Consider the following 26178-nt stretch of genomic DNA (forward strand, 5'->3'; position numbering starts at 1 on the left):
GCCAGCAGGTTCCGCGCGGGCGTTGCGTTTGCGCCCAGTTTGGGGGGCAGCGGGCCTGCAGCGCTGCCGCCACGGGTTCGGCCAGGAAAGGGGGAGGGGAAATCCTGCGGCGGATGCGCAGGAGGAAACGGGGGCAACGGGGGGGCGGATGAATGAATGAACCGCCTGGACCACCGGGTGCCTGCAGGCACCCATGCACACACACCAGGGTGCGCACTCTTACTGCGAGAAACCTTGCGTGAGGATCTGCTCCACGCCACCGGGCAGGCGGACCATGGAGTCCACCGATTGCACCATGATGTCGGGCATGAGCAGGGCCGCAGCCGCCAGGAAGGCCAGCACGACGGTCACCACGAACGCAGCAACGGCACGCATGCGGGGAGGCAGGTGGTGGAACTTCATGGCACGACTCCTGGTGGGCAAAAGGGCAAAAAAACAATCCGGGACAGGGGCCTCAATGACCCCATACCAGCCTCAATGGCAGTGGTTTGATTTCAGCAAAGTGTCCCAGTTCCGCGTGTAAGACAACAGCGATTCATGACGTCTGTGACTGCTGTTACGGGTGGTTGCGTGCGGGTCCGCAGATCCACTCTGCCATGCTGCACCGGGCGCGTTGTTGCCCACCTGCAAGGCCTGCAACAGGCGGTGCGCAGGGACTGTTGCAGATGCTTGCAACCAGCACGGTGTGCGGCCCCGGGGCGGGGCGCAAAACGGCCCTGCAAGGCAGCGCAGGCGCCGGCGTGTAACGCCATGCGTCACTCCGCGCGCATGCGCTCGGGCCACCGAGAAATGGGGGTATACAGAGAAGGCGCCACACGCCGCACGGGGGTAGCGAAGGAGGCTCGCCCCTGGGCGGGCGCATCAGTTGTTTGTGATCGGGCCTGCGGGGCCGGGGATGCCGTCAGTGGGGAAAAAAAGCATGGCTGCCGGGTTACGGGTGGCTAGCAAAAAAAGACCCTTCGAGACCGAGGTCCCGGGAGTCTCCCCACGATGAAACCTATTTCGTCAGAATCAGCTTTCCAAGCTTGGTGGTCTTGAGCTGGTAGACCGAGCCGTTGTGCAGGATTTTCACGACCTTGGCCGTGCCGAGCATGGTGGCGCTGTTGATGCTGCGCAGGAAGCCCGCGGCAGTCGACTCTGCGGCCGGTGCCTGCACCACCGCGTCATCAGCAACTGCCGACACACGCGGCGCCACGGGACGCTGCAGTCGAAGGACGGGGCGGGGCATGGCAAGTGTCGACATGGTGTGCAGGAATCGGTTGGTTGGTGACTGCTGGGCTGGTGCTGTTATGCGGTATGGGTGAAGTATAGGGCATTAAATGAGAATGTGTCTCATTAGCCTTTGAAACAATAGGTAATTCTGCGGAGTGTGGCGCGGGCGCGGTGTTGCGGGACGCCACGCCACGCCACGGCACGGCAGCGGGGCGCCAAGCGCCCACAGCGCTCAGGCAGTCGCCTTGCGCAGCGGCCCCAGGCTGTAGGCTTCGCCGAACTGCTGCACGGACAAGGGCCGCGAGAACAGGTAGCCCTGGGCTTCGCTGCAGCGCTCGCTGCGCAGGCGCTCGCACTGGGCCTCGGTCTCCACGCCTTCGGCAATGGTCTGGAGGTCGAAGCTGCGCGCCATGTCCAGGATGGCGCGCACCACCGAGGCCTCGCGCCGCGACTCGAGCATGCCCTGCACGAAGCCGCGGTCGATCTTGATGCGCGTGAGCGGGTAGCTGGTGAGCAGGCTCAGCGATGCATAGCCGGTGCCGAAGTCGTCGAAGGCGATGCCCACCCCCTGGTCGCGCAGGCGGCGCAGCATGCCGGGCACCACGTCGTCGTGGTCGAGCACGATGTTTTCGGTGATCTCCAGCTCCAGCGCATCGGGCGGCAGGCCGTGGCGGGCCAGCGCGTCCATGACCTCGGTGACCAGGTCGCCCACGCGGAACTGCACGCCGAACAGGTTCACGCCCATGCGCAGCCCCGGGGCGCCATGGCGGCGCCAGTAGGCGGCCTGCGCGCAAGCCTCGTCCAGGATCCACGAGCCCACGCTGGCGGCCAGGGGGCCGCTCTCGAGCGCGGGCAGAAAGGCGGCCGGCGCCAGCAGGCCGCGCTGCGGGTGCTGCCAGCGCAGCAGGGCCTCGGCACCCGAGAGGGAGCCATCCTCCAGGTGCACCTGGGGCTGGTAGTACAGCACCAGCTCGCCCTTGTCCACCGCGCGGTCCAGCTCCATGCCGTACAGGCGCCGTGCCACCGCCGCCATGCGCAGCGCGGGCACGAACACATAGCTGCGCCCGCCGCCCTCGGTCTTGGCCTGCGACAGCGCCAGGTCGGCATTGCCCACCAGTTCCAGCGCCTCGTGGGCCTGCAGGGGCGCCACGGAGACCCCGCAGCTGGCGCCCACGCGCACCTCGTGCCCGGCAATGGAGATCGGCTGGTGGATGGCGCTGATGGCGCGCTGGGCCAGCTGGTTGGCGGCCTCGGCCTCGGCCACGCCGGGCAGCAGCAGGGCGAATTCATCGCCCCCCAGCCGGGCGGCGACGGGGCCGCGGCTGCGGTGCGCCTCGAACAGCGTGTGGCCCGCCAGCCGCGCCAGCCGCCGCGCCACCTCCTGCAGCAGGCTGTCGCCCACGGCGTGGCCCAGGGTGTCGTTGAGGTCCTTGAAACCGTCCAGGTCCAGCATCAGCACGGCGGCCGCGCCATCGGGCGCAGGCTTGAGCAGGGCATCCTGCACGCGGCGGTAGAAGCAGGCGCGGTTGGCCAGCCCGGTCAGCGGGTCGCTGGCGGCCTGGCGGCGCAGCTCGTCCTCTTCGCGCCGCTGGGCCGTGAGGTCCTTGAGCACGGCCTCGAAGCGCAGGCGGCCGTTGTGGCGCCAGATGAACAGCGAGATCCCCAGCAGGAAGTGCGTGAAGTCCTTGCGCCGCCCGCAGACTTCGGTGGGGATCTTCAGGTCCTGCATCGAGGCCGCCTCCACCGCGCGCGCAATGCCCTCGCGCAAGGTGGCATGCTCCTCCTCGGCCAGGAGCATGTCCAGCGGCTGGCCCACGCATTCGGCCGGGTGGTAGCCGTGCAGCGCGGCGGCGGCGGTGTTGATCGCCACGACGCGCCGCTGCTCGTCGAACCAGACCACCGGCGTGGTGGAGTTGCCCGCGTACTCGTCGAACGAGGGCCGCGTGCGCTCGGACGAGGTCTCGATGCGGTGCAGCTCCAGCCGGTCGGAGGCCATGCGCGCCAGCTCGCGCAGGCGCTCCTGGTCTTCGGCACCGAAGTCGTCGTGCGGCCGGTCGTCGAGCACGCACAGCGCGCCCATGGCGTGGCCTTCGGGCGACAGCAGCGGCACACCGGCGTAGAAGCGCACGTTGGACGGGCCGGTGACCAGGGGGTTGTCGTGAAAGCGCTCGTCCTGCAGCGTGTCGGGCACCACCATCACGCCGTTCTGCGTGATGGCATGGGCGCAGAAAGACACGTCGCGGCCCATGTCCATCGCCCCTGCACCCACGCTGGCGGCGAAGAACACATGGTCGCTGCCGATCATGTTCACCGCCGATACGGGCATGCCGAACATGCGGGCGGCGATGCGCACCACCGGGTCCAGGCTGGGCAGGGCCTGTTCATCTCCCAGCCCATGGTCTTCCAGGGCCTGCAGCCGCGCCTCCTCGGCCGGCAGGGTAGGGGGGCACTTCATGTGAAACTCCATTGGGTGAGCAGGTCTCCGCCCCCGGAGACACATGCCACCTCCCCAAAAAATAAACGCCCCTCGCGGTCCTCGCTGTCAGACGGCGCTGACAGATCAGGCCGGTTGCGGGACAAGCCAATGATGTGCCTCGACTTTTACCATGGGCCGTTCAAAAAACCGCCTTGTTTATTGCCATGGCAGCGGGGGCGGGCTTTTGGCGCCTGTCGAACGGCGTCAGGCGTTCCAGGCCGATATCACGAAGCGCAACTGCCCGCGCACGCCCGGGTGGGCCGGCTTGTGCGTGCCCCGGCCGTCCACGGTATGGCTGTCGAAGGGGATGACCACCTCCACCCGGCCGTCGCCCAGCGGCTGCACGTCGAGCACGGTCTGCGCCTGCACCATGCCCGTGCCCTGCCAGGAGTACTTCACCTTCCAGGGGGTGGCGGCGTCGGGTGGGGGCTCCATCTCCAGGATCAGCGCATTGCGAAACAGGTAGCCGCCCTCGTAGTGCTCGTTGATCCACAGGCGCCGCTCGATCTCGTAGTCGGGTGCGCGCACCCCGAACTCCAGCCCGTAGGCCAGCGAGCGGCGGCGCGGGTTCACGCGCGCGCTGTTGGCCAGGAACACACTGGACAGGTAGTGGTGCCGGTCGCTTTGCCACTGGGCATGGGCCATGCAGGCGACCGAATCCTCTTCGGCGGTGCGCCGGGTCAGGTACCACAGCTTGCCGCGGGGCGAGGCGCGCAGCTCCATCTGGTAGAGCGCATTGACCTTGTGGCCCGCATCCACCTGGGCCTGCACGGCCGTGGGCAGGCGGACGTCCTCGATGTCCGCCCACAGGTCCACGCGCACGTCGCCGAACAGGAAGCGTGCCAGGTTCTGGAACGCCTCCTCGCTGTTCACGATGCCGTAGAAGCCCGAATGCGCACGGTAGGCAAACGCCTTGGCACAGGGCTCGCCCAGCGTGCCATCGGCTTTCAGGCCGTGCAGCGTGGCATTCTCTATGCGCACCAGCCCGTCGCTGCCATTGCCCACGAAGGTGCGTGACAGGCCGGCCGCCGCCTCGTAGTCCAGCCGGTTGGTGCCCACCATGCAGAACACCCGGCTTGCGGGGAACAGGGCTTCGGGCAGCAGGTCCACGCGCTGGTGCGTGGCGTACGCGCCCGCCAGGTCCAGGTACTGCACCATGCGCTTGCCGCGGTTGAAGTTGTTGATGTCGGTGGTGGACAGCCAGGCCGGCGCGTTGATGCCCGCCACGTCGATGCCGTTGTGCGGCGTGGCGTAGGTGAAGAACTTGTCCACGTGGGGCCGCATGCGCTGGGGGTCGAGTGCCGGGTTCTGCAGCATGGCGCGGCACACCAGCCCGCCCATGGAATGCGCCACCAGATAGCAGCGAAAGTCCGCAGGCGCCACCGCGTTCGCCGGGTTGCCGCAGACCAGGTCGCGCACGCGGGCCAAAAGCTGGCTCAGCTCCTTGGCAAAGTCCTCGATGTCCGGTGTCTGCCCGTCGCCCAGCAGGGTCGAGGCGCTGTCGTAGTAGCGAAAGATGATGATGCTCTTCCCCGAGAGCACATTGCCCGTGGGCTTGCCGTCGGCCGTTGTCTCCCACTCGGGGTCCACGATGTCGTAGCCGTCCTCGTAGACGTCGGCATAGCCGTACTCCGATGCCAGCCGCACCAGCGGCGACTCGAACACATGCTTGCGCGGCTTGCTGCGCCGATCCGGCACGGCGCGGTGCACGGTCGACCCCACGTTGAAGCCGCAGAACGGGTCGGCCGTGGTCTGGTCGATCTCGCCCTGCGTCATTGCGTAGCCGCGCACGTAGACGATGGGGAAGTAGGGGGCCTTGTAGGTCGCTGCAGGCATGTCGGTCGTGCTCCCGGTGGTGCAGCGGCCGCAGGCGAACTGCCAGTGCGCGATGGTCTGGGCGCGCGGGCGGGGCGTCAAGAGAAATAGTGGCACGGCGGGCGCGGCCGCCAGCGTGCAATTCAAAGCTGGTCAAGTTCCCCCTGTTTCGAATAATGGTGCGGCACATACCCAGCAACGAGGAGGCATACCACCATGGCACGGCGCATCAAAACCAGCCCCCTGGAAGACACCATGGACCTCGTCGCCCTGCTGCCCTGGTGGGCCGGCCTGGGGCTGGCAGTGCTCAGCTACCTGCTGTTCAGCCAGCTGGCGGCGTCCTTCGGCCAGCCGTCGGCCGCCAGGCCCGGCCAGATCGGCGCCCTGGTGCAGGGCGCGCTGATCAGCGGCCTGGCCACGATAGCCCAGTACCTGGTGCCCGTGGTCTGCCTGGGCGGCGCCTCCCTGTCGGTCTGGCGGCGCCGCCAGCGCCGGGCCCTGGTGGACGCGGTGGCGCAGGCCCCCGCCGCGAGCACCATCGACGGCATGTCCTGGACCGAGTTCGAGATGCTGGTGGGAGAGGCCTACCGCATGCAGGGCTTTCAGGTGACCGAGACCGGTGGTGGCGGGCCCGACGGAGGCGTGGACCTGGTGCTGACCCGGGGCGGCGAGACATTCTTCGTGCAGTGCAAGCAGTGGAAGGCCTTCAAGGTGGGCGTGGAGACCGTGCGCGAGCTCTATGGCGTGATGGCTGCGCGGGGTGCCACGGGTGGCTTCGTGGTGACTTCGGGGCGCTTCACCAACGATGCAAAGCTTTTCACCCAGGGGCGCAACCTGCAGCTGGTGGACGGGCCGCGCCTGCTGGCCATGCTGCAGCAGGCGCAGCAGTCGCGCTCGGCGGTGGCGGCGGTCATCGCCGCCCATGGCGGGGTGCACCACGAACCGGCGCCACCCCCGGCGGCTGCGCCGGCCGGGGCGGCCGCAGGTGCCTCTGCCAGCGTCATCGCCAGCAGCACCCAGCCCGGCTGCCCCAAGTGCGGTTGCGGCATGGTCCGCCGCATCGCACGCACTGGCAGCAATGCCGGGGGCGCGTTCTGGGGCTGCTCTACCTTTCCGGCCTGCAGAGGGGTGCGCCAGGTGGATTAGGATTGGCTTGAGCGGTCCGGCCGGGCCGGTGCGGAAATACCGGACAGGGAGGCGGCCACGTCCAGGGCCTCCCCGCGCTCTTTCACCGCCACGTCGCCCAGCGAAAGAATGCCCACCAGGCGCTTGTCGTCGTCCAACACCGGCAGGCGGCGGATCTGCGCGCGCGACATCTGCTGCAGCACTTCATCGATCGATTCGCCCTCGCGGGTCCATTGCACGTCGGTGCTCATCACGTCCTTGAGCTGGGTCGTCCCGGCATTGCGCTCCTGTGCCACCAAGCGCAGCACGATGTCGCGGTCGGTCACCATGCCCACCAGCCGGTCGCCTTCGCACACGGGGATGGCTCCCACGTTGAGCTCTTCCATGGCCTGGGCTGCCAGCAGCACGTTGTCGGTCGGCGCCAGGCTGCGCACGCCACGGGTCATCACTTCGGATACGGCTGTCATGGTTCTCCTTCAGGGCAAAGGGCCCAATCTATGCGTGCGATCCGTTGGCGTATGTAGGAGTGCAAGCCCTTCGCGTGCACTCCGGCGGGGCCCCACCCACCCCCCATTCGGATGCCCCCCGTCAGAGCGGACGAGGGCCGCGCTCCTTGCCTACACGCAGGGGGCTGATCCGCAGGTACAAATGGCCCAGACACTGCACCCGCCCACCATGAAGCCTTCCACCCTGTTCGACATCTGCAAGAAAACCGCCATGGCCTGGGTGGACGACTACGCCCCCAGCATGGGGGCCGCCATCTCGTACTACACGGCGTTCTCCATTGCGCCGCTGCTGGTCATCGTGATCGCGATCGCGGGCTATGTGTTTGGCGAGGAGGCGGTGCGCGGCGCACTGCAGGGCCAGATATCGGGCCTGGTGGGCAGCGATGGCGCGGCCGCCATCCAGGGCCTGGTCAGCAGCGCGCGCGAGCCCACCGAGGGCGTGGTCGCCAGCGGCATTTCCATCGTTTTTCTGGTCGTGGGCGCGACCACGGTGTTTGCCGAGATCCAGAGCGCGCTCGACCGCATCTGGCATGTGCCCGAAAAGGCCAAGCCCAGCGGCCTGTGGGGCCTGCTGCGCGCGCGCTTCCTGTCGTTCGGCCTGATCCTGGGGCTCGCCTTCCTGCTCATGGCCTCGCTGGCCGTGAGCGCCGCCGTAGCCGCGCTGGGCACCTGGTTCTCGGCCCTGCTGCCGGGCTGGGAGATCGTGCTGCAGGGGCTCAACATGGCGATTTCGGTCGTGGTCGAGACCCTGCTGTTCGCCATGATCTTCAAGCTCATGCCCTCCACGCGCATCGCCTGGAGCGATGTCTGGGTGGGCGCCGCCGTCACGGCAGCCCTGTTCGAACTGGGCAAGGTGCTGATCGGGCTGTACGTGGGCAAGGCCGGCATCAGCTCCACCTATGCCGCGGCCGGCTCCATCGCCATCATCCTGATCTGGGTGTATTACGCCGCGCAGATCTTCCTGCTGGGTGCCGAGTTCACCAAGGTCTACGCCACCGAATACGGGTCCCACCGCCACGAGATCCCCACCGAGGCGCCCGAGACCCCGATGAAAAGCCAGGACCCGCAGCCCCTGCCGGCGGCTGGCGGTACCCATCCACAGGGCCATCCCCTTGCGGCGCCCGCGCGCGAACAGGGGCTGCAAGAGGCGGGTGTTCCGTTGGCCACGGGCTTCGCTCTGGTCGTGGCGCTGGGCGGTCTGTTCGCAGTGCGCGAGGCGGCCGTGTCATGGTTCGAGGAGCGCCAACGCGCGAAGGCGGTGCGGGCCCATCGGTCCGCGCCAACGGCGCGGCCTTGAAACGAAAAGGGCCCCGCGAGGGGCCCTTGTCTGGGAAGGCCGGCGATCAGGCAGGCGCCAGTTCCGGCTCCATGAGCTCGGCCTTGCGTGCCTCGAGTGCATCGCGCAGGGCGACCAGGTCGAGCTTCTTCGCAGCGCGGGCCTTGGGGAACATCTCGTTGCGCTCTTCCTTGACGTGGTGGTCAATGTACTCGCCCAGCACGATGACCTTGGCGTCGTATTGCTCGTTCACCTCGGTGGCGGCCTCAATCTGCGCGATCAGGTCCTTGGCGGTCTGGTGTTCCACCTCGGCTTCGGCCAGCAGGTCGGTCTCCTTGATGGCGGCACGCACGGCGGGGTAGAAGATCTCTTCCTCGATCTGCGCGTGCACGGTCAATTCCTTGCAGATCTGTGCCGCGAGTTCCAGGCGCTTCTGTTTGGCAGGGCGCGCTTTGGACTCCATGAGTTCCTCGTATTCCTTGAACATCTTCTTGACGGCCTTGTGGTCTGCATCGAGCAGGTCGCAGGCATCTTTCTCGCGGCGGGCTGGGGTGGTGGGCATCTTGGGCTCCGTAAGTAGTGGGGGCCTTGATCATTGGGCGGCGCGCGCACGGACACTGTAGGCGCGGCCTCGCAGCGGACGTAGGAGCAGCCGCAGCGATTGAGCATGTTCCGACTTGCTGAGAGGTCGGGGGCGCGTCCTACAGCCCTGTTGCCGTGGGGCTTTACGCTCGGTATTTCCCAGCTCCTGCACACCCATCCCCTCTACCTGAATGAAATCCCTACCCTCTCTCGCACCCGATATCCGCCTGTTCGGCAACGTGAATGAAAGCATGCTGTCCGAGTTCTTTCGGCAGCAGTCAGAGGCCAAGACGGATGCCCCCATCGTGTTCGAGCTGAGCACCTCAGGCGGCGATGCCGAGTCGGGCCGGCGCATCGCCGAAGAGCTGCGCCTGTGGCAGAAAGCGGGCACCGAAATCTTCTTTCTGGGCAAGACCTATGTGTTCTCCGCCGGCATCACCATCATGTCCGGCGTGCCCCGCAGCCACCGCTTCCTGACGCGCGATTGCGAGCTGCTCATCCACGAGCGCAAGATGACACGACAGATCACGCTGGACGGCGCCTTGCGCAGTTGCCGCGCCAAGATCAACGACGTGCTTGCCGAGATCGAGTCGGGTCAGCGATTGCAGACCCAGGGTTTTGCGCAACTGGTGCAAGGCTGCTCACTGACCGTCCAGGATGTTGAAAAAAGGGTGCTGGAAAAGGACTGGTACCTCACTGCACAGGAGGCGCTGGACCACGGTCTGGTCGCGGGGGTGGTCTGACCCGCGCATTTGCGAAGCGACGGTCGCGCTCTTGGCTGGGTGGCCGCCATGGCATAAACCCGGAGCAGCACCAGCCTTTGGTGGGCCCTTAAACTGCAACGATGCTGCTCCCACCCAACGTGAATCCTGGTTTTCCCACCGATTTCATCCCGCTGCAAGGCACGCGGCAGGACTGTGAGGACTGCGGCAAAGCCGAAAGGCTGGGTTTTCAGTTCGACTATGCCTACCAGCCCATCGTGGATCTGGAGCGTCGCACCGTGTTCGCGCACGAAGCCCTGGTGCGCGGGCCCGCAGGCGAGGGCGCCATGACCGTGCTGTCCCAGGTCAACGACGGCAACCGCTACCGCTTCGACCAGGCCTGCCGGGTCAAGGCCATCAAGGGGGCGAGCGAGCTGGGCATACGCGAGCCGGTGTCCATCAACTTCTTGCCCAACGCCATTTACAAACCCGAGGTGTGCATCCGCACGACGCTGGAGGCCGCCCGAATCCACCACTTTCCGCTCGACCAGATCATCTTCGAGGTGACCGAGGGCGAGCGCGTGCAGGACGGGCCCTGGTTCGCTTCCATCTTGCGCGAGTACCAGCGCTGCGGGTTCAAAACTGCCATCGACGATTTCGGGGCGGGGTATGCGGGGATGAAGCTGCTGTCGGACTTCCAGCCCGACATCATCAAGATCGACATGGACCTGATCCGCAACGTGGACGCCAATCGCGCGCGACAAGCCATTGTGCGCAGCCTGGTGTCCCTGTGCAAGGACATGGGCATAGAGGTGATTGCAGAAGGCATCGAGACGTCTGCGGAGCGGGATTTCCTACGCGATACGGGCATCCACCTGATGCAGGGCTATCTGTTTGCCAGGCCGGCTTTTCGCTCCATCGCCGAGCTAGATGCCAGCGCATTTGGCGCCCGATCTTGAAATTCTGTCGGCGATTTCCTATCATTTCGCAGGCTTTGCACCACCCACCACGAGCACCCGGCTCACTTGCCAAGAAAGGAGTTTGACCATGAATTCGCATTCCCCATCTCCCTCTTCGGGAAGAGACGATTCGTCCCCTGGTACGGGCCGGCGCAGTGGTTCATCGATGCGCTACCTGTCGCAGCTGCAAACCGACGCCTACCTTCTCGCGCGTGATGCGGTACGGCGCGTGCAGCGCACGTCTGCGCTTGTTGAAGCAGGCCTACCATCGCCTCTTGCGGGAGCCGGAGCACCAAGCGACCGGCGTCGGCTGCACTGACACGCCATAGCCCGGACGAAAAAAAACCGGCTCTTTCGAGCCGGTTTTTTGCACAGATCTGTGGGATCAGTAGCGTCCACCACCGTGGCCACCGTTGCCATAGCCGGTTTCCACGCGATTGCTGGCACTGTAGCCACCCGCGCCGTAACCACCCGAGCCACTGCTGCGCTCTTCACGAGGGCGCGCCAGGTTCACGACGATCGAGCGGCCATCGACAGACATGCCGTGCAGGCCGGTGATGGCGGCCTGGGCGACTTCGGCCGATGCCATTTCCACAAAGCCGAAGCCCTTGGAGCGGCCGGTTTCACGGTCCATCATGACCTTGGCCGAGGTGACGTTGCCGAACTCGGAGAAATTGCTTTCCAGGGTGGAGTCGGTCACAGAGTAGGGCAGGTTGCCCACGTAGATTTTGCTGCTCATGAAAAGAGCCTTTCTTAAGAAGGCGCGCAACGAGTGACGCACCGTTGGGATACAGGTGTGCGGACCGGTAGTCAGCCGCACCGGGGAGGGATGGATGGGTTCTGCAGTCAGCAGAGCATCAACACGTGGGGGGGTGCGGCATGCAGGTTTGCAGCCAGCCCTGGGTGACGGCAAAAAGCCGGGCGGCTTCGCGAGAGGCAAACGCTTTGTCGAAGCGGAACACGCGGCAGTAGCTGCCGTTGCCCTGGGATCGATGGACCGAAAAAGAGGCGCGGAAATTGCCGCAGTCGGTCTGGTGTGTCGCGGGCGAAACGACGAACTTGCCCATGGAAATGGCGGTTTTGGAAATCTGATTCAGTCAGGATCGCAGGCTTGCAATGGCCTGCGTGAGCATCAACAAACGCGGTTGGCTGCAGCTCTACAGGCCAACACGGGCGACAAAGGTCGCAAAAAAGCGGCCAGCTGGTGTTGGGTACCACCTCTGTCCTGGCGTTGCGGTGACAGCTTGCGTTAAAAGCAGTGACTGCAACAGAGTCAATTATATTGCCAATTTCAATAAAAACGCAAATTTATATTATTTTTGGTTTTTATGCCCCGGCACAACCGAGCGGTGCGCCCGAATGGCGCCATCGCGGGGGTGCCGGGGGCCATTGCTACTCCAGCCAGCGCACGTTCTCCAGAACCTCTTCGAAGAAGCTGCGCAGGCTGGCCGTACCCATGGCATAGGGATTGAATTGGGCAGTACCCGAGTACTTGAGGAACAGCTGTCGATTGGTTTCCAGCGATGCAATCAGTCCCATGGACCAGCCCGTAAAACGGCGATAGGGAACTTCGCTCAAGTCCAGCACCTCCGTGTCGCGGTGGCGGCCATCCTTGAGCAGACGGTGGTACAGCGCATTGACCGCCGTACGGTCGCCTTCGAGCAACTGCAGAAAGATACCGTTGTTCAGGCACAGTGCACCTGTGATGCCGGCGCGGGTATTGTTGCGCTGAGATGCACCCAGGATGTCCTTGACATCTGCAGGCCCCAGAACGCGCGAGCAGCGGCTCGCGTAGATCAGTTGTATCAACATGTATGCCTCCGAAGTGCCGAGTGTGTCAGCCCTGGGTGGCGACGTGGAGCATTGGCTGAATACCCCGCAGATCCGCTCGCCATTGCATGGCGACAAAAAGATCTCCAGCGCCCTCAAAGGTATTCAGGGGCTTTGCGTGCCAACGGGCGCGGCTTCGGATGATCGTGTAACGTCCCGGCACTTTTACAAGGTGCTGCATCCCATGGAAACTCCGTCTCCCGTTCCCGCAGACGAAGCCAGCATCCTGGTGGCGTTGATGGATTCAGGGCGTGTCGCGGCGGTCCGGGACACCGGCCTTCTGGACACACCGCCCGAAGAGAGCTTTGACCGGCTGACCCGCCTTGCGGCCAGGCTCACGGGGGCTCCCGTCACCTTCGTTTCGCTGCTGGACTCCAGCCGGGACTTCTACAAAAGCGCCTTCGGCCTGGGCGAGCCTCTGAACACCACGCGCCAGCTGGAGGGGCGTTCGTTTTGCCACTACGCCATGGTGTCTGATGGGCCGTTGGTGCTCCCCGATGTCACGCAATTGGCGGGCTTCTGCGACGTCCCCACTGTCCGCTCGCTGGGGGTGCGTGCCTATGCCGGCATCCCTCTGGTGACTGCCCAGGGGCAGGTGCTGGGCAGTTTCTGCGCGGTGGATTTTGAGCCCAGGCAGTGGACGGAGACCGACATCGAAGTCCTGGTCGAACTGGCGCATTCTGCGATGCGTGAAATCCAGCTGCGCAAGGCGGTGCGGGACTCGGACGCGCTCAATCTGCGTCTGCAGGAGCAATTGCGCAGGGTGGATGAACTCAACAAAGCCCTTGCCGAACTGGCCACGAAGGACTCGCTCACTGGCCTGTTCAACCGGCGCGCTTTCGACCACAGCCTGGCGCTTGAGTTGGCTATCGTGGAGCGGCGCAGTTCACCATTGAGCCTGCTGATGTTGGACGTAGACCATTTCAAGCGCATCAACGACAGCCTGGGCCATGCTGCAGGAGATGAGGTGCTCAGGCAGATAAGCCGCATCCTGAGCGCAGGTGCCCGGGTCATCGATGTGGTTGCCCGCGTGGGTGGCGAGGAGTTCGCCGTACTGCTCCCGAACACGAACATGCCCGACGCAGTCGAGGTCGCGGAACGCATGCGCGTGGCGGTGTCCCAGGCGCCATGGTCGCAGGCCTCTTCTGCCACGGTCAGCGTGGGCGTCGCGACGCTGATGGGCGGCGAAAACGCCTGCGGCCTGTATGCCCGTGCAGACGCGGCGCTCTATGGTGCCAAGCAGGCGGGGCGCAATCGCGTGGCAATGGCCTGAGCACTGAGGCGTTCCGACCCACGTGGTATTGGGGCCTCACGTGCAAGCTTGGTTGGAGAGATAGGGCGCGGGTCGCAATTGGCACGTTAAATCCCGCAGTTGCCACCGTTTGCAACGTAGGACAACAGCGCAAAGTGCGCTTCGCGCACGCCCATCCTGCAGAGGTGGCAGGATCGGCACCTACAATGATTTACATCCCTGGCCAAGCCCTTATGCGGGCATAGCGGCCTTTTATTGGTGAAAGCTTCATGAATACCCAGAGCACTCAGATCCTCGACGCACTGCAAGATGACAAGAGGACCGCTTTGGTCCAGGAATGGATAGAGGAAGCCAAGGCCGGCAACGCCAGCCTTCCTCGGTCAGCCACGGCGGATGCAGGGGAGGTCGCGTTGGCAATGGCGCACGCGTTGCGCAATGGCGCCAGCATCGATTCCTTCACCGATCCCAAGTGGTCCGCATTGCAGCAGGTGCTGTCGGACCTGTCGCGCTCGGGTGCTGCGCAGGGCCAGAGCGTCGGCGAGACCAGCGTCTTCGTGCTGGCGCTCAAGAAGCCATTGCTCACCGCTCTGCATCGGCGCGAAGGCATCGAAAATGCGCAACTGGCATCCGCTTTCTGGAGCGTGACCAAGCTGGTGGACGGCATGGCCCAGTTCACGGCCACCACCTTCCAACGTGCGCGCGAGGAGATCATCACGCGCCAGCAGGAAGAGCTGCTGGAACTGTCCACCCCGGTGGTCAAGCTCTGGGAGGGTGTTCTTGCGGTGCCCATGATCGGTACGCTCGACAGCAACCGCACGCAGATCGTGATGGAGACGCTGCTGCAGAAGATCGTGGACACGGGCTCGGAGCTGGCCATCATCGACATCACCGGCGTGCCCACGGTGGACACCCTGGTCGCCCAGCACCTGCTCAAGACCGTGACGGCGATCCGCCTCATGGGGGCGGACTGCATCATCAGCGGCATCCGCCCGCAGATCGCGCAGACCATCGTGCACCTGGGCATCGACCTGCAGGGCATCAGCACCAAGGCCTCGCTGGCCGACGCGCTGTCGCTGGCGCTGCAGCGCACGGGCTGGCGCATCACCCGCCAGGTCGCCTGAGCGGTAGCGCACATGGAACGCATACCGATACTGCGCATGGGCGCAACCCTGCTGGTCACCATCCAGGTGGACATGCAGGACCAGACCGCTCTGGCATTGCAGGACGACCTGGCCGACCGCATCGCCAAGAGCGGAGCTAGCGGCGTGATGATCGACATCTCGGCGCTCGAGATCGTGGACTCCTTCGTGGGACGCATGCTGGCCAGCATCTCGGGCATTGCCCGCATCCTCTCTGCCACCACCGTCGTGGTGGGCATGCAGCCGGCCGTGGCCATCACGCTGGTGGAACTGGGCCTCTCGCTCGAAGGCGTGAAGACTGCACTCAACGTGGAGCGCGGCCTGGCCTTGCTGCAGCGCGCACGCGAGGAGAGCGGCTTTGTCGATTGAACGCACCGGCACGCTGCCGCTTCAGAGTGAGCAGCACATCGTGGCCAGCCGGCAGGCCGTGCGCTCGCTGTGCCAACTGCTCAAGTTCTCGCTGGTCGAACAGACCAAGATGATCACCGCCGCGAGCGAGCTCTCGCGCAACACCCTCATCCATGGCGGCGGCGGCCGCATGCGCTGGGAAGTGGTCGAAGCCGGGACCAAGACCGGTCTGGCCTTGCATTTCGAGGACGAAGGCCCCGGCATCGCCGACATGAAGCTGGCTATGACCGATGGCTGGACCTCGGGTGGGGGCATGGGCCTGGGCCTGCCCGGCAGCAAGCGGCTGGTCAGCGACTTCTCGGTCGAATCTGCGCCCGGCCAGGGCACCCGCGTGAGCATCACCAAGTGGAAGTGACACGCGGGTGGAGCCACCGGCCCTTTCGCATGACGGATGCCAGTTGCGTCGGTGACGTCCGTCGCTTTTGCGCCAGGACCGTCGAGGGCTGGGGCTGGAGCGAGGTGGATGCAGGACGCCTGTCCCTCATTGCCACCGAGCTGGGCACCAACCTCGTTCGCCACGCGGTGCAGGGCGAGTTGTGGATAGCTGCGCTGCCCGCAGCGCAGGAGGTGGAGATACTGGCGCTGGACAAGGGCCCCGGCATGGAGGATGTGCAGCGCTCCTTCCAGGACGGCGTGTCGACCGGATCGGGCTCGCCCGGCACCGGCCTGGGGGCCATACGCCGGCTTGCCAGCGGGTTCGACATCCACTCCACCGCGCGGGGCACGGTATGCGTGGTGCGCGTGCGCGCCACCGGGCACGCGGCAAGGCCTGAGCGCCAGTGGGGTGCCGTGAGCGTCGCGGCACCTGGAGAAACGGTGTGCGGCGATGGCTGGGCCGTGGCCATCGACAACGGCACGGTGTCGGCGGTGCTGGCAGACGGCCTGGGCCATGGTCCCCATGCCGCCGCCGCGGCCGAGGCGGCGCTGGAGGTGTTTGCCGGCGATCCCTTCGTACCGCTCGACCGTCTGGTGCAGGACGTCCACACCGGGCTGCAGACCACGCGCGGGGCGGCATTGTTCGCCATGCGGATAGAGTCTTCGTCCCGACTGGAGTACGCTGGGGCTGGCAACGTGATGGGGCGCATCATCTCGGGCGTGTTCGACCGCTCCATGGTGACCCAGCATGGTACCGTGGGCGTGCAGGTGCGCAAGACCGAGGTGGCGCGGCTGGTACTGCCCGACCACGCGGTGGCTGTGGTGCACAGCGATGGCATTGCCTCGCGCTGGAAGTCCGAGGAAGTGGTGCCGCTGCTGCAGCGCGACCCCACGCTGATTGCCGCGGCCTTGTTGTGGCAGCAGAGCCGGGGCCGCGATGACGCCACCGTGCTGGTGGTAAAACAGGGAGACACGCTTGAGTGACGATATGAAAGCCCAGCTGGAGCAAAGCCAGGCCGAAGTCGAGGCCCTGCAGTCCGAAATGCAGGCCCTGCGGGAAGAGCTCGAGGAAACCAACCGCGGCGTGGTGGCGCTCTACGCAGAGCTCGACGAGCAGGCCGAGCAGCTCAAGCACGCCACCCAGCTCAAGAGCAGGTTTCTGTCGTACATGAGCCACGAGTTCCGCACGCCCATTGGCGCCACCTTGAGCCTGGTGCGCTTGCTGCTCGACCGGGTGGATGGCCCTCTGACCGAGGAGCAGGAGCGCCAGGTGCGCTTTATCCAGACCACTTCCGAGGAGTTTTCGAGCATGGTCGACGACCTGCTCGACCTTGCCAAGATCGAGGCCGGCCGGCTCGACGTTTCGCCCGCATGGTTCGAGATGATGGACCTGTTCACGGCCCTGCGCGGCATGTTCAAGCCCATTGTGGAAAACCAGGACCTCAGCCTGGTGTTCGAGGAGCCGGTCGGCCTGTCGCGCCTGTACAACGACGACCGCAAGCTCTCGCAGATCTTGCGCAATTTCATCTCCAACGCGCTCAAGTTCACCGCTCGCGGCGAGGTGCGGGTATCGGTGACGTTGGAAGGGGAGGGCATGGTGCGCTTCGCCGTGTCGGACACCGGCATCGGCATCGCGCCGGAGCACCTGCCGGTGCTGTTCAACGATTTTTCGCAGGTAGAGGCCCCGGTGCGCAAGCCCCTGCGCGGAACCGGCCTGGGCCTGGCCTTGTCCAAGCAGCTGGCGACGCTGCTGGGGGGCTCCATCGACGTGCGCAGCGTGGTGGGCGAGGGCTCCGTCTTCTCCGTCATCGTCCCCGTGGAACTGTCACCTGCCGCTGCCGGCGGCCGCGTGCAGGCCTGATCCATGACCAACCCCGCCATCATCCTTCCCACGATCGACCGCAGCCGGCACACCGTGCTGGTGGTTGACGACAATCCGGTAACCCGGTATGCCACAGCGCGCGTCATCCGCGCCGCGGGTTTCCAGACGGAAGAGGCCGCGACGGGCAGCGCAGCCATCGAAGCGGCCAAGCTCAACGTCTCGGCCGTGGTGCTGGACGTGCACCTGCCGGACATGGATGGCTTCGAGGTGTGCCGGGTTCTGCGCGCGGATGCGCGCACCGAGTTCACGCCCATCATCCACCTGTCCGCCACCTACATGCAAAGCGAGCACAAGGTAGCGGGGCTCAATGCCGGCGCAGACGCCTACATGGTGCATCCCGCCGAGCCGCCGCTGATGGTGGCCACGCTGCAGGCGCTGATACGCGCACGCACTGCGGAAGAGGATCTGCGCCGCAGTGAAATCCGCTTTCGTGCCATCTATGACCAGGCCCCTGTGGCCATGATGCTGGTCGATTCGGCAGGCTGTTTCGCCGACGTGAATCCCGCCGCCGAAGTGCTGTTTCAGCGCAGCCGCGCTGAACTGGTCGGGCTGGCAGTGACCTCGTTCGCGCCCGAGGCCTGGAAGGATTTCGTGCAGGGCCGCATGCTGAGCCCTGCCGACGCCAACTGGCAGGGCGAATTTCCGCTGATCCGCGGCGATGGGCAGGAGATGCTGCTCGAATGGAGCATGTCCAACCATGTGGAGCGGGGCATCCGCATCGGCATTGCGTCCGACCTGTCAGAGCGCATCGACTTCGAACGCCGACGCGAGGAGCTGCTCGAGCGCGAACAGGCAGCGCGCGTTCTGGCGGAGCGGCACAGCCGCACCAAGGACGACTTCGTGGCCGTGCTCTCGCACGAGTTGCGCACCCCGCTCACGCTGATCACCGGGTGGGTGCACATGCTCAAGCGCCCGAACACCAACGCCGACACGCTGGCGCGAGGCATCGATGCCATCGAGCGCGGTGCCAAGGCGCAGGGGCGCATCATCTCCGACATCCTTGACGTCTCGCGCATCGCATCGGGCAAGCTGCGCCTGCACCGCGAGTGGGCCAACCCGGTGGAACTCGTGCGCATCTCGCTCGATGCATTGCGCGACCTGGCGTTGGCCAGGAACATCACCCTCGAAGTGGCTTGTGACGATACGGACGAGCCTGCCTGGCTCGATATCACACGCTTCCAGCAGATCGTGTGGAACCTGGTGACCAATGCCATCAAGTTCTCGGAAAAAGGCGGTACGGTCCAATTGCGCCTGCGGCGGGAGGCAGATGAACTGATCCTCGTTGTGCAGGACCACGGTGCAGGCATAGAGGTGGGATTTCTGCCCTATCTGTTCCAGCGCTTCACGCAAAGCGGCGCGCCGGGAAACCGCGCCCACGGCGGTCTGGGGCTGGGCCTGTCCATCGTCAAGCACCTGGTCGACCTGCACGGGGGCACCATTTCGGCCAGCAGCGCGGGGGCCGGCAAGGGTACGGCAATGACGGCGCGCCTGCTGGTCGCCTACGAGGAGGCGCCGGCGAGCGACGGCGACGTGCAGGCCATTCCGCAGGCCCGCGAAGTGCGCCTGCTGCAGGGCAAGGACATCCTTGTCGTGGACGACAACGCCGATACCAGCGAGATGCTCAGCATCGTGCTCACCGACGAGGGTGCCAGCGTGCGCGTGGCCGATAGCTACGAGACCGCCATTGCCCAGTTCGAGATGGCGTGGCCCGATCTGTTCGTGAGCGACATCGGCCTGCCGGGCCGCGATGGCTACGACCTGATCGCCAAGGTGCGCGAGATGGAGGCGGCTGCGGGACGACCGCGGCTGCGCGCCATCGCTCTCACGGCCTTTGCCCGCCCGCAGGACCGTGACCGTGCGCTCGCCGCAGGCTTCGACCAGCACCTGGGCAAGCCGCTGCAGCCGCACCTGCTGCTGCAGGCGCTGGCCTGAACGCCGGCTGGCTCAGTCCCTGCGCCCTTCCCGCTGGGCCGTGCTTTGCGGATCGGCGGACCACAGCTCCAGTCCAAAGTCTGCATCGTGCCACTGCGCCACCCGCGGAATCTGCAGCTGCTCGTGCAGGATGGCATGCACGCGCGCGCAGCCCAGCGGAAAACCCTCGAACGGGTGCAGCCAGTGGCAGGCAACCACCGTGGCCTCGGGTCCGCTGGCGAGCAGCGTGGTGCGGCAGCGCTGCGCCAGGCGCTCGATGTCGCGCTCCGTCAGGTAGTACAGCAGTTCTCCGAGCACGATGAGGTCGAAGTGGCCGTCGGGCCATTGGTCCGGCACCCAGCCGTGCGCGGCTTCGGCGTGCGCATGGGGTTTCAACCGGTCGGCCGCGTAGGCCACCGCCCGCCGGGAGCCGTCCCAGGCCAGCAGCCGGTCGCAGCGCTGCGCCAGCTGCTCGGAGACGAAGCCGCCCGCACAGCCGGGCTCGAACACCGATGCATAGCGCGGGCGCGGCAGGCTGGCCAGCAGCAGGTCGCGCTTGCGCGCCTCGTACCAGCTGCCCTCGAAGTGCCAGGGGTCGGGGCCACGGGCGAACAGCGGGTCGAACAGGTTTTGCGGGGCCTTGGCGATCATGGTGGTTGCCTGCTGGTAAAGAAGTATTCGGCATCCCAGCCGGCACGCTCGATGAGCGCGGCGTCCAGCACCGGGGGCAGGATGGGCGAGCGGGGCGTGAGCTGCGAGCGGTGCGCGGCCAGCGCGTGGAGCTTGCGCGCGAGGGTGTCGGCGTCGATGCCCACGCCGGTCAGGCGGGTCCAGTCCACCTGCGGGTCCCAGGGTTCGGCCCAGTGCCACATCCACACCGGCGCCTCGATGAGCGTGGCGCCGTTGGCCTGGCAGGCCTGCGCGCAGGCGCGGCCACAGGCCTCGTGGTCGGGATGCCCGTCGAGCCGCCAGGTGGTCAGCACCACGTCCGACGGGTGGATCAGCTCCGCCAACTGCGCCTGAAGTTCCTCGGCGCGGTGCAGCAGCTTGCCATCGGGCAGGCCCAGACGGGTCACGGCCTGCGCCGGTACCGCTAGGCGCTGCAGACCCGCAGCGCTTTCCTGCTGGCGTGCCCGGGCGAGGGCCTGTGCATCGTGCCCTGCCGCGTCGGCATGGCTGGCTTCGCCATCGGTCACCGCCACCACCAGGCAGGTGCCGCCCTGCGCCACATGGGAGTGGAGCAGGGCACCACAGGCCAGGATCTCGTCGTCGGGGTGCGGCGCCACCACCACCAGGCGCTGCCATTTGCCCACGAGCGCATTGGCGGGCACGCGCTCTATGCCTTCCTCGCAGAGCCAGGACTGCCAGAACCGCGCGTCCACGCGCGGCGCGCTGATGAAGCGGGTGGCGTGGGCCAGGTCCTGCACCGGGGCGGGGTGGTTCACAGCGCCCATGGGTAGTCCTCTTGCGCCAGCACGGCGCGGGCCAGGGCTGCGTCGTCGCGGTCCCCGTGGCTTTGGCGGATGAAGACCGGCAGGTCGGCCGCGGCACGTGCAAACGCCGCATCGCGGCAGTAGGGTGTGGCCCCCAGTGCGCGGCCGGTTTCTTCCTGCACGCAGCGGGCCCCGGCTTCGGCCGCCTGGCGCACGCGCATGGCCACCGCCATGGCGTCCGCATGCGGGTGCGCATCGATCCAGTCGGCGCTGCCGTGCAGCAGCGCGGCCACGCCCGCGAGCACGCGGTCCACCTTGCCGAAGGCTGCGGCGCGGTAGGCATGGCCTGGGTGCTCGGCCGGCATGCCGCGCATGCCGCGGTAGAGCGCATCGGCCACCGCCAGCGTACCGCCGTACCAGCAGGCCGCAATGCCGGCGCCCCCGTGCCAGAAGCCGGGCCGGTGCAGGTAGTCACCGGGTTCGCCGACCAGCACGGCGGGCGTGCCGTCGAAAGAGACTTCCGCACTCAAGGTGTCGGCCATGCCCACGGCCTGCCAGGTGCCGGTGTCCATGCGGATGCTGGGGTGGCTGAGGTCCACGGCGACGAGCTGGCTCTGGTCCTCCCCGGGCAGCCATGCGGTCAGCAGCGCGTGGCTGACGCCCTGCGCGCCCGAGCACCAGGCCTTGGTGCCGGACAACGTGGCCTGTCTGTTGCCGCCCTGTGGCTGAACCTGCACCCGCTGACCGGGCGCCTCGGCAGCCCACATGGCCCAGGTTTCTCCTGCACGGCTGCGGTCAGCGCCCAGCTCGTGCAGGATGGCCAGTGCATCGGTGTGCCCTTCATACAGCTTGGCCAGGGCCAGGCTGTGCTGCGCCACGCGGCTCAGGGCCTGCCAGCGCTGCAGGGTGCTGCCCGTGCCGGGCTGCGGCAGGTGGGCCAGGCCCTGGCCTGCCAAGTGCCGCAGCTGGGCTGCAATCGGCAAGGTGGCCATGCCGGGCAAGGCAGCGGCCAGTGCATGGGTCGTGGTGGGCGGGCGGGGGATGGTGGCCTGGCGGTTGGGGGAAACTGGCATGCGCTCGGCCCTTGTATGGTTCGATCCCACCACTGTCGCGGCAGTGCGCGCGGTGCCTGGTCGGCCCGTGGCGGCCTGCGTTGTGGGACAGGTGCCCAAGCACGGGACCGCAGGCTGCAAGGCCCATTTTTTGCGTGCATGACAACGCTTGAGGATGCTGTCTGACAAGCCCGGCGCAGGCCAAAGGTTACTTTCAGCCACCCACCTGACAAGGAGCATGCCGTGACCATCCAGCCCCCGCCCGCCACCTCCGTCCGCCGCCCTGCCGGCGAATTCCCGCAGCCCGTTTCGCCATGGGAAAGCCGTGGCCTTCTGTACGCCGAAGTGGCGGGGGCCCTGGTGGTGCTGGCGCTGGTGCTGGCCAATAGCATGGATCCCGGGTTCTGGCCCACCACGGCCGGTGCGGTGCAGGCACAGGTGCAGCCGGCAGCCAAGGCGACCCTGGTCACGGCCGCGTCGTCGTCAGAGTCCTCGGAATGAAGCCGGCCGCCGCACACGCTCTACGACAAGCGCCGGGCGGGGCCCGCACATGATTGCCGTCATCGTCCCGGCCCACAATGAAGAGGCCCACATCGGGGCCTGCCTGCGTTCGCTGGCGGCCGCCTCGGCCTGCCCCGATCTGATGGGCGAAGCCGTGCTGCTGATCGTGGTCCTGGACGATTGCAGCGATGGCACCCAGGGCATTGCTGCCGCACTGGGCGCGCGCACCGTGGACTGCCAGGCTCGCAACGTCGGCACGGCACGGGCCATTGGCGCGCATCTGGCACTGGCGGCCGGTGCGCGCTGGCTGGCCTTCACCGATGCCGACAGCGAGGTGGCCCCCAACTGGATTGCGCAGCAGTTGTGCCAGCAGGCCGATGCCGTGTGCGGCACCGTGCAGGTGCGCGACTGGGACACGCATGGCGATGCCGTGCGCGCGCAGTTCGATGCGCTCTACCAGGACCGCGACGGTCACCGGCACATCCACGGTGCCAACCTGGGGCTCACAGCGCAGGCCTACAGCGAGGTCGGCGGCTTCGAGCCCCTGGCCACGGGGGAGGACGTGGCCCTGGTGCATCGGCTGCAGGAACGCGGTCTGTCCATCGCCTGGACCTCTGCCACCCGCGTGACGACCAGTGCGCGCAAGCAGTTCCGTGCGCCAGCCGGCTTTGGCGCCACGCTGCTGCAGCTGGGGACCACGCTGACGGCGCTGCCTGCCCTGCTTGGGTGACGAAAGACCTGCCCCATGAACGACTGGCTTGACTGGATACAGTGGCCGGCCTTCGCCGCCTCGGTGCTGGCTGCGTGGCTGGTGGGCTCCAAGGAGTCCCGGCGCCGCAACGCAGGATTCTGGGTGTTTCTGGGCAGCAACCTGCTGTGGGTGGCGTGGGGCGTGCACTCCCATGCGATTGCATTGATCGCACTGCAAGTCTGCCTGGCGGCCATGAACATCCGCGGCCTCTTCAAGACGGAAGACGCTTCAGACAGTTGAGCTGCCCATTGCCGTCGTAGGACAGGCGCTCGTCTGTCGTCGCAGTCCGGCGCCCCGCAATCGTCGGTAAGCCATGCTGCACATGGTCGACAGCCCGCCAGCGGTGTGCATGCAGCCATGCGGTCAGGCCAACTGCAGCGTGTGTCCTACATCTTCGTGAGGCCATGCGCCTACCCTGAAGCTTCTCGCCAATTTTCCATCACCTGAAGCAAGGTTCCCCATGATCCAAGACCCCAAGAGCGCCAAGGCCGGCAAGAAAAGCGCAGATGCTGCGCCCGCCAGAAATACCGACAGTGCACCCTCTGCCATGGCGGGCGCTGTCGATGCGCTGTCCGCCAGGGCGATACAGACCAACGACCTTGTCGCCGCCAGGCCCTACAACCCCAACAAGGCCGGCGAGCACGGCTTTGCCAACGGCGTGAACCCCGCGCAGGGCGCCACTGCCGAGCCGGCTTCGCGCCTGCCATCGGGCAGCACTGTCTCCGAGGAAAACAGCAGCGCCAAGACCGGCACGGTGGCGCCAGAAGGCGTGAACGCCACCATCGCGCCGCTGGACCGCGTGCGTGTCGATTCCGCCGGCCAAGTGCTCACCACCAACCAGGGCGTGCCCATCGCCGACAACCAGAACTCGCTCAAGTACGGCGAGCGCGGCCCGGTGCTGCTCGAGGACTTCATCCTGCGCGAGAAGATCACGCACTTCGACCATGAGCGTATTCCCGAACGCATCGTGCACGCCCGGGGCTCCGGTGCCCATGGCTTCTTCGAATGCTACAAACCCCTGACCGACCTCACGCGCGCCGCTCCGTTCAAGGAGGCCGGCAAGGTCACCCCGGTGTTCGTGCGCTTTTCCACCGTGCAGGGCGAACGCGGCTCCAAGGACACGGCGCGCGACGTGCGCGGCTTTGCTGTCAAGTTCTACACCGACGAAGGCAACTGGGACCTGGTGGGCAACAACATGCCCGTGTTCTTCATCCAGGATGCGATGAAATTTCCGGACCTGGTGCATGCCGTCAAGCCCGAGCCGCACCACCAGATGCCGCAGGCCGCCAGCGCGCACGACACCTTCTGGGATTTCGTCTCGCTCATGCCCGAGTCCACCCACATGCTGATGTGGGTGATGTCCGACCGCGGCATTCCACGCAGCTACGCCACCATGCAGGGCTTCGGTGTGCACAGCTTCCGCTTCGTGAATGCGGCGGGCGAGTCGGTGTTCGTCAAGTTCCATTGGACTCCCAAGGCCGGCACCCATTCGCTGGTGTGGGACGAGGCGGTGAAGATTTCCGGCGCCGATCCGGATTACCATCGCCGCGACCTGTGGGAGCGCATCGAGGGCGGCGCCTACCCCGAGTTCGAACTCGGCGTGCAGGTGTTCACGGAAGAGCAGGGCGACGCGTTCAGCTTCGACATCCTGGATGCCACCAAGCTGATCCCCGAGGAGCTGGTGCCCATCCGCCCCATCGGCCGCATGGTGCTCAACCGCAACCCCGACAACTTTTTTGCAGAGACCGAGCAGGTGGCCTTCTGCACCGCGCACGTGGTGCCGGGCATCGACTTCTCCAACGACCCCCTGTTGGCAGGGCGCATCCACTCGTATGTGGACACGCAGATCTCGCGCCTGGGCGGACCCAACTTCCACGAGCTGCCCATCAACTCGCCCATCGCCCCGGTGCACAACAACCAGCGCGACGGCATGCACCGCCAGGCCATCCACCGCGGCAAGGTTGCGTACGAGCCGAACTCGCTAGGGGGTGGTTGCCCGTTCCAGGCCGGGGCAGCGCAGGGCTTCGTCTCCGTGCCCGCCCGCATCGAGGCCAAGGAAGCCCAGGGCAAGGTGCGTGCCAAGCCCGAGAAGTTTGCCGACCATTACACCCAGGCCACCCTGTTCTTCGACAGCCAGACCGCGGTAGAGCAGGCCCACATCGCCGCCGCCTTCCGCTTCGAGCTGAGCAAGGTCACGGTGCCCGCGATCCGCGAGCGCATGGTCTCCTCGCTGCGCAACGTGTCGGATGACCTGGCCCGGCAGGTCGCCACCGGCATCGGCATGGCGGCCTTGCCGGACGCCATGCCCCGGGCCCTGGCCAAGCCGCCCAAGCCCGAGGTGGCAGCTTCGCCCGCACTGTCACTGCTTGCACGCCCTGGCGACGGCAGCATCCAGGGGCGAAAGATTGCCATCCTGGTGGCCGATGGCATCGTCGGTCAGAGCGCCGTGGAACTGCACGCGGCCCTGTTTGCGCAGGGCGCCGTGCCGCGCTTCGTGGCGCCCCGCATTGGTCCGGTGAAGACGGCCGACCAAGTGGCCATCGACGCGGATGCATCGCTGGAGAACGAACCGGGCTTCCTGTTCGATGCGCTGGCGCTGCCCGATGGGGAAGAGGGTGTGCGGATGCTGGCGACCGACGGCCACACGATGGAGTTCCTCAAGGACCAGCACCGGCATTGCAAGACCATCCTGGTCATGCCCGCGTCCTCGGCCTTGATGCTCAAGGCCCAGATCCCGTCGACGCTGCCTTCGGGAGATCCCGATCCCGGGCTGTTCCTGGGTTCCACGCCAGCGGACTTCGGGGCCTTCATCCAGGGCATTGCCCGCCATCGCCATCCTGAGCGGGAGACCGATCCTCCTGCTGTGTGAGGCCAGGCCCAACCCGCAGGCCATTCGTTCGCAGCTTTGCGGCCCGGTGTGGCCACAAGGCACTGGAAGAAATCCGCGCATACCGGCATGGCCGGATGCGTCAACCCAAATTAGCGGTATGCC

27 protein-coding genes are annotated in these 26178 nt (G+C 66.5%); 15 read left to right on the plus strand and 12 right to left on the minus strand.

The features are described from left to right. Positions 1-219 precede the first annotated feature (219 nt). The 4 genes from AC07PF_RS21235 to AC07PF_RS21250 all read right to left on the minus strand — a co-directional run bounded on the left by AC07PF_RS21235 (position 220) and on the right by AC07PF_RS21250 (position 5605). On the minus strand, positions 220-402 hold the full coding sequence (locus AC07PF_RS21235) for a hypothetical protein (protein WP_007857199.1): 183 nt from the start codon (positions 400-402) through the stop codon (positions 220-222). 595 nt (positions 403-997) lie between these two features. Beyond that, positions 998-1243: a hemin uptake protein HemP gene (gene hemP / locus AC07PF_RS21240; RefSeq protein ID WP_494613172.1), complete on the minus strand. Its 246-nt coding sequence runs from the start codon at positions 1241-1243 to the stop codon at positions 998-1000. A gap of 201 nt (positions 1244-1444) precedes the next feature. Then, complete coding sequence (locus AC07PF_RS21245; RefSeq protein ID WP_494613173.1) at positions 1445-3667, minus strand: putative bifunctional diguanylate cyclase/phosphodiesterase; 2223 nt, start codon at positions 3665-3667, stop codon at positions 1445-1447. Between the two features lie 225 nt (positions 3668-3892). Beyond that, positions 3893-5605: an esterase/lipase family protein gene (locus AC07PF_RS21250; RefSeq protein ID WP_494613174.1), complete on the minus strand. Its 1713-nt coding sequence runs from the start codon at positions 5603-5605 to the stop codon at positions 3893-3895. A 114-nt stretch (positions 5606-5719) separates the two neighbouring features. Here AC07PF_RS21250 and AC07PF_RS21255 point away from each other — a divergent pair, with 114 nt between their 5' ends. Beyond that, positions 5720-6649, plus strand: coding sequence for a restriction endonuclease (locus AC07PF_RS21255; RefSeq protein WP_494613175.1), 930 nt, complete (start codon positions 5720-5722; stop codon positions 6647-6649). Here the strand turns inward: AC07PF_RS21255 and AC07PF_RS21260 are convergent. Next, complete coding sequence (locus AC07PF_RS21260) at positions 6646-7095, minus strand: CBS domain-containing protein (protein ID WP_494613176.1); 450 nt, start codon at positions 7093-7095, stop codon at positions 6646-6648. The two genes, AC07PF_RS21255 and AC07PF_RS21260, sit on opposite strands and share 4 nt — an antisense overlap. A 208-nt stretch (positions 7096-7303) precedes the next feature. Here AC07PF_RS21260 and AC07PF_RS21265 point away from each other — a divergent pair, with 208 nt between their 5' ends. Next, entirely contained in the window at positions 7304-8431 is a 1128-nt protein-coding gene (locus tag AC07PF_RS21265; RefSeq protein ID WP_494613177.1) for a YihY/virulence factor BrkB family protein, read from the plus strand. A 46-nt stretch (positions 8432-8477) separates the two neighbouring features. On the opposite strand, the gene AC07PF_RS21270 is transcribed toward AC07PF_RS21265, so the two are convergent. Then, the gene (locus AC07PF_RS21270; protein ID WP_007857189.1) at positions 8478-8972 is read right to left on the minus strand and encodes a hemerythrin domain-containing protein; all 495 of its coding nucleotides are present in this window, start codon (positions 8970-8972) and stop codon (positions 8478-8480) included. 211 nt (positions 8973-9183) lie between these two features. Between AC07PF_RS21270 and AC07PF_RS21275 the strand changes: the two genes are divergently transcribed. Together AC07PF_RS21275 and AC07PF_RS21280 are read left to right on the plus strand one after the other, a co-directional pair. After that, positions 9184-9735, plus strand: a complete 552-nt coding sequence (locus tag AC07PF_RS21275; protein WP_007857188.1) for an ATP-dependent Clp protease proteolytic subunit — start codon at positions 9184-9186, stop codon at positions 9733-9735. A gap of 101 nt (positions 9736-9836) precedes the next feature. Beyond that, complete coding sequence (locus AC07PF_RS21280; protein WP_494613178.1) at positions 9837-10652, plus strand: EAL domain-containing protein; 816 nt, start codon at positions 9837-9839, stop codon at positions 10650-10652. A gap of 385 nt (positions 10653-11037) precedes the next feature. On the opposite strand, the gene rbp is transcribed toward AC07PF_RS21280, so the two are convergent. From rbp to AC07PF_RS21295, 3 genes are all read right to left on the minus strand, one after another. Then, positions 11038-11391, minus strand: coding sequence for an RNA-binding regulator (rbp, locus tag AC07PF_RS21285; RefSeq protein ID WP_007857185.1), 354 nt, complete (start codon positions 11389-11391; stop codon positions 11038-11040). Positions 11392-11509: 118 nt separating this feature from the next. Continuing rightward, positions 11510-11719, minus strand: a complete 210-nt coding sequence (locus AC07PF_RS21290) for a hypothetical protein (protein ID WP_057202911.1) — start codon at positions 11717-11719, stop codon at positions 11510-11512. 325 nt (positions 11720-12044) lie between these two features. After that, the gene (locus AC07PF_RS21295; protein WP_494613179.1) at positions 12045-12464 is read right to left on the minus strand and encodes a BLUF domain-containing protein; all 420 of its coding nucleotides are present in this window, start codon (positions 12462-12464) and stop codon (positions 12045-12047) included. On the opposite strand from AC07PF_RS21295, the gene AC07PF_RS21300 reads away from it, so the two are divergent. The 7 genes from AC07PF_RS21300 to AC07PF_RS21330 all read left to right on the plus strand — a co-directional run bounded on the left by AC07PF_RS21300 (position 12463) and on the right by AC07PF_RS21330 (position 19470). After that, on the plus strand, positions 12463-13755 hold the full coding sequence (locus AC07PF_RS21300; protein WP_494613180.1) for a sensor domain-containing diguanylate cyclase: 1293 nt from the start codon (positions 12463-12465) through the stop codon (positions 13753-13755). The two genes, AC07PF_RS21295 and AC07PF_RS21300, sit on opposite strands and share 2 nt — an antisense overlap. Before the next feature lie 248 nt (positions 13756-14003). Next, positions 14004-14855: an STAS domain-containing protein gene (locus AC07PF_RS21305; protein ID WP_494608007.1), complete on the plus strand. Its 852-nt coding sequence runs from the start codon at positions 14004-14006 to the stop codon at positions 14853-14855. A 12-nt stretch (positions 14856-14867) separates the two neighbouring features. Next, complete coding sequence (locus tag AC07PF_RS21310; protein WP_494608009.1) at positions 14868-15242, plus strand: STAS domain-containing protein; 375 nt, start codon at positions 14868-14870, stop codon at positions 15240-15242. Continuing rightward, positions 15232-15636, plus strand: coding sequence for an anti-sigma regulatory factor (locus AC07PF_RS21315; protein ID WP_007857172.1), 405 nt, complete (start codon positions 15232-15234; stop codon positions 15634-15636). The genes AC07PF_RS21310 and AC07PF_RS21315 overlap by 11 nt, the downstream gene beginning before the upstream one ends. A 29-nt stretch (positions 15637-15665) precedes the next feature. Beyond that, positions 15666-16640 carry an ATP-binding protein gene (locus AC07PF_RS21320; protein ID WP_007857171.1) on the plus strand — a complete coding sequence of 325 codons (975 nt, stop codon included), beginning with the start codon at positions 15666-15668 and terminating at the stop codon, positions 16638-16640. Positions 16641-16644: 4 nt separating this feature from the next. After that, a complete protein-coding gene (locus AC07PF_RS21325; RefSeq protein ID WP_007857170.1) occupies positions 16645-17517 on the plus strand; it encodes a sensor histidine kinase in 873 nt (290 codons plus the stop codon). Positions 17518-17520: 3 nt separating this feature from the next. Beyond that, the gene (locus AC07PF_RS21330; protein WP_007857169.1) at positions 17521-19470 is read left to right on the plus strand and encodes a hybrid sensor histidine kinase/response regulator; all 1950 of its coding nucleotides are present in this window, start codon (positions 17521-17523) and stop codon (positions 19468-19470) included. 12 nt (positions 19471-19482) lie between these two features. On the opposite strand, the gene AC07PF_RS21335 is transcribed toward AC07PF_RS21330, so the two are convergent. Genes AC07PF_RS21335 through AC07PF_RS21345 form a run of 3 tightly spaced genes read right to left on the minus strand, consistent with a single transcriptional unit; the run spans position 19483 to position 21955 of the window. Then, positions 19483-20100 carry a class I SAM-dependent methyltransferase gene (locus AC07PF_RS21335; protein ID WP_494613181.1) on the minus strand — a complete coding sequence of 206 codons (618 nt, stop codon included), beginning with the start codon at positions 20098-20100 and terminating at the stop codon, positions 19483-19485. After that, positions 20097-20903: a PIG-L deacetylase family protein gene (locus AC07PF_RS21340; RefSeq protein WP_494613182.1), complete on the minus strand. Its 807-nt coding sequence runs from the start codon at positions 20901-20903 to the stop codon at positions 20097-20099. Before AC07PF_RS21340 ends, AC07PF_RS21335 begins: the two co-directional genes overlap by 4 nt. Further along, positions 20891-21955, minus strand: coding sequence for an acyl-CoA dehydrogenase family protein (locus AC07PF_RS21345; RefSeq protein WP_494613183.1), 1065 nt, complete (start codon positions 21953-21955; stop codon positions 20891-20893). Before AC07PF_RS21345 ends, AC07PF_RS21340 begins: the two co-directional genes overlap by 13 nt. A gap of 222 nt (positions 21956-22177) precedes the next feature. On the opposite strand from AC07PF_RS21345, the gene AC07PF_RS21350 reads away from it, so the two are divergent. From AC07PF_RS21350 to AC07PF_RS21365, 4 genes are all read left to right on the plus strand, one after another. Further along, complete coding sequence (locus AC07PF_RS21350) at positions 22178-22435, plus strand: hypothetical protein (RefSeq protein ID WP_007857165.1); 258 nt, start codon at positions 22178-22180, stop codon at positions 22433-22435. A gap of 49 nt (positions 22436-22484) precedes the next feature. Further along, positions 22485-23165 carry a glycosyltransferase family 2 protein gene (locus tag AC07PF_RS21355; RefSeq protein ID WP_494613184.1) on the plus strand — a complete coding sequence of 227 codons (681 nt, stop codon included), beginning with the start codon at positions 22485-22487 and terminating at the stop codon, positions 23163-23165. Between the two features lie 15 nt (positions 23166-23180). Further along, a complete protein-coding gene (locus AC07PF_RS21360; protein WP_494608023.1) occupies positions 23181-23426 on the plus strand; it encodes a hypothetical protein in 246 nt (81 codons plus the stop codon). 220 nt (positions 23427-23646) lie between these two features. Further along, positions 23647-26055, plus strand: a complete 2409-nt coding sequence (locus tag AC07PF_RS21365) for a catalase (protein ID WP_494608025.1) — start codon at positions 23647-23649, stop codon at positions 26053-26055. Positions 26056-26178: the final 123 nt, after the last annotated feature.

Source organism: Acidovorax sp. GW821-FHT10A04 (genome assembly GCF_059415825.1).